General features: G+C 62.5%; 3 protein-coding genes. All 3 read left to right on the plus strand.

The annotated features are described in order from the left end of the window. Window positions 1-844 precede the first annotated feature (844 nt). The 3 genes from QZV94_RS24325 to QZV94_RS24335 are packed head-to-tail and all read left to right on the plus strand — an operon-like array spanning window position 845 to window position 2,812. Window positions 845-1,453: a DUF6088 family protein gene (locus QZV94_RS24325; protein ID WP_293682955.1), complete on the plus strand. Its 609-nt coding sequence runs from the start codon at window positions 845-847 to the stop codon at window positions 1,451-1,453. Continuing rightward, window positions 1,446-2,492 carry a nucleotidyl transferase AbiEii/AbiGii toxin family protein gene (locus QZV94_RS24330; RefSeq protein ID WP_293682957.1) on the plus strand — a complete coding sequence of 349 codons (1,047 nt, stop codon included), beginning with the start codon at window positions 1,446-1,448 and terminating at the stop codon, window positions 2,490-2,492. Before QZV94_RS24325 ends, QZV94_RS24330 begins: the two co-directional genes overlap by 8 nt. A gap of 50 nt (window positions 2,493-2,542) precedes the next feature. Beyond that, window positions 2,543-2,812: a hypothetical protein gene (locus QZV94_RS24335; RefSeq protein WP_293682959.1), complete on the plus strand. Its 270-nt coding sequence runs from the start codon at window positions 2,543-2,545 to the stop codon at window positions 2,810-2,812. Window positions 2,813-2,915 lie beyond the last annotated feature (103 nt).

The raw sequence follows: 2,915 nt of genomic DNA on the forward strand, positions 1-2,915 counted from the left end.
GCGATTTCACGCGCATAGTGTTCGGCAAGGTCGGCGAAGTTCGAGAAACGGTCCGTCATGATAACCTCCAAAAGGAATTGTCTCTCATCACGCTGATGAAAGATGCCCATCGGAGGGACGCCGGAGTCAGGCAGTCAGGGACGGCGGCGCGCACGCGCTGCCGCCGCGAGGAGCGGGCGCGGGGGGAGCCGATTTTTGCTCGCAAGCCGCTAGGCGCCGCAGGCCAAAATCGGGGGGCACCCGCGATCCTTGACGGCCGCCAATCTCCCAGGCGTCATGCTATGGCGATGCTGATTTCGCTCAGCCACCGAGATGAGAGAGAGATTACGGTTTTGCCCCCGAACCCCTTTTGGGCGTTCGGGGTTAACCGCAAAACACCGCTCCTCTGCGCCCCGCCAGATGCCCCGAACGAGGTAAGTCTCAGACCCGAAGCGGGGCGCCTTGGCTGCGCCAAACGTGGCGCGGCCTAAACCAAAACGGACCCCTTGCCGGAGCCAGTCAGTCGGCCCGTGGCCCGGTGCATCGCACGGGCTCGGGACGGCGACGGAGGCGGAGTGCAAGAGTGCCGGCGGCCCAATGTGAGGAACTTCGCACCCGCAGGAGCGCGGCCAAAAGGTCGCGCGGGACCGAGTGCGACAATCTTGGCGGGGCCGCTCCTTCTCGTCGGACCCGCGTTGGCTGGCACCCCGCCGATGATAGGCATATCCGTCGCTGGAATGCCCAATGTTGATGATCGGCGGGCAGGCGGTGGCGATGATCATGATCGTCATCAGGGAGCCTTTCCGGAGGATATGGTTTGTTAGAAATATGTGTGCTAGTTTCTAACGAAAGGAGCACTCGAATCATGTCCGCCATGGCTGACAAAATCATGAAGCGCGTTCGCGCTAAAGGGCGGGGGTGGGTCTTCACGCCCAAGCACTTTATCGACTTCGGCACGCGTGGCTCGGTCGACATGGCACTGTCGCGCCTCGCGCAAGCGGGCGAGATCCGCAGGATCGGACGCGGTCTCTATGACTATCCGCGACTGCATGACAAGCTGGGCGCACTGACACCGGACGCCGATATGATCGCGCAGGCCGTATCGGCGCAAAGCGGCGATAGACTTGCGCCCTCAGCCGCCGCGGCGGCGAACAGACTCGGCCTTTCAACGCAAGTGCCGGCGAGAACGAGCTATGCGACGACGGGACGAACCCGCGTGAGCAAGGCCGCAGGCCGAAGTGTTACGCTCAAGCACAGCCGTGCGCCGGTGCTGGGTCACGCCTCGGAGGCTGCCAACGGTGTGGTCCAGTTCCTGGCCGGGCTCGGGCGCGACAAGGTCGATGCCGATGCGATTTCGCAGCTCGCCGCCCGGCTCGACGACAAGGACGTGCAGGCACTGCTCAAAGGCCGCGCGCAGATGCCGGGGTGGATGGGCGATGTCGTGCTGAAGATCGGAGCGGCGCATCATGGATGAATTTGCCCGGCGGCCTGTCGATGAACGGCGGGCGTTCTTTGCCGAAACAGCTGCGCGCCGCGATCTCACGCCGCTCATTGTCGAGAAAGACTTCTGGGTTTGCTGGACCCTGCGCCGGCTGATGGGCGTCCCCGAACTGGCTGGGGTTCTAACCTTCAAGGGGGGGACCTCGCTCTCCAAGGCATTTGGGATCATCAAGCGCTTCTCCGAGGACATCGATCTCACCATCAATCGCGCTGCACCGCTGCTCGGCGAGGTCGCTTCGCCGATGGCGAGCGAGATCAGCGGCAAGGAACGCGAACGCCGCGGCAAGGCGCTCAGCGCGGCCGCCCAAGAATGGGTTGCGGCAATTCTCCTGCCGACGCTCGAACAAGCGATCGGAGAGGCCCTGGGCACCCGCGAAGGCTGGAGCATCGAACCCGACCCCGATGACGGGGATCGGCAGACAGTCCTGTTCAACTACCCTGCTTCGTCAGGCTATGGTCTCGACTACGGCAACAATTATGGCGGGCGCACCGGCTATGTTCAGCCGCGCATCAAACTCGAATTCGGGGCGCGGGGCGATCCCGAACCCGTCGAGCGGCGGGACATTCTACCCTATGTCGCCGAGGACTTTCCGGGCGAGGTTCCTGACGCGGCAACAGCGATACCGACACTGGCGCTCGAGCGGACATACTGGGAGAAGGCGACGATCCTGCATGCGCTGCACCACAGCCGCAAATTGCGGCCAGGTCTTTCGCGGCACTACTACGACGTGTTCATGCTCGATGCTGCCGGGATCACGGAGCGGGCATTAGCCGAACGAGACCTGCTCGAGCAGGTCGTCAGGAACAAGAGCCTGCTCTTTGCCGATGCCAAGGCGTCCTATGGGACGGCGCAGCTCAGTACATTGCGGCTCTCGGTGACGGGCTCGATGCGCGAGGAACTAGCGGCGGACTATGCCGCTATGGCCGAAATGTTCATGGAAGAGCCGCCGACCTTCGAGGAACTCGTGTCCCGCCTCGCGGATCTCGAGGCGCGGATCAATGCGGCCGGCTAGCCCGCAAGGGCTGTCGGCCAGGCGAAAAGCGGATTGAGGAGACGCCTCGAATGGAATTCGATGACCAGATGCGGCGCTTCTTCGGGACCGATGATCTCGGAGCGGTTTCGCCTGCGGCTCTAGCCAGCGGCGTCGAGCGAATGCAGGTCGAGTTCGGTCTGGAAACCGACAAGGGCCGCAAGTTCGCGATGTGGTCGCTGCTCTACATGTTGGGTTCGGCACCCGACCTCGATGTCGCCTTCAAGGACGAGCGCGACCGCGATGCGGCGCGAACGTTCATGGACCTGCTCGACCAAGCAAACAACAGTGCAAATGGTTGAGCGGTGACATCTCTATTTTGCAGAGACCGTTCAGATTGATAATATATCTTATGTTAATACCAGTACCGCGAATGTCCATGTAAACTGTGTACAGTCTGGTTGG

Source organism: uncultured Phenylobacterium sp. (genome assembly GCF_902826855.1).
Taxonomy (GTDB): domain Bacteria; phylum Pseudomonadota; class Alphaproteobacteria; order Caulobacterales; family Caulobacteraceae; genus Phenylobacterium.

Excerpts from the sequence above, each read along its gene's own strand:
- QZV94_RS24325 (WP_293682955.1), top strand. The coding sequence starts at position 845 with ATGTCCGCCATGGCTGACAAAATCATGAAGCGCGTTCGCGCTAAAGGG.
- QZV94_RS24330 (WP_293682957.1), top strand. The coding sequence starts at position 1,446 with ATGGATGAATTTGCCCGGCGGCCTGTCGATGAACGGCGGGCGTTCTTT.
- QZV94_RS24335 (WP_293682959.1), top strand. The coding sequence starts at position 2,543 with ATGGAATTCGATGACCAGATGCGGCGCTTCTTCGGGACCGATGATCTC.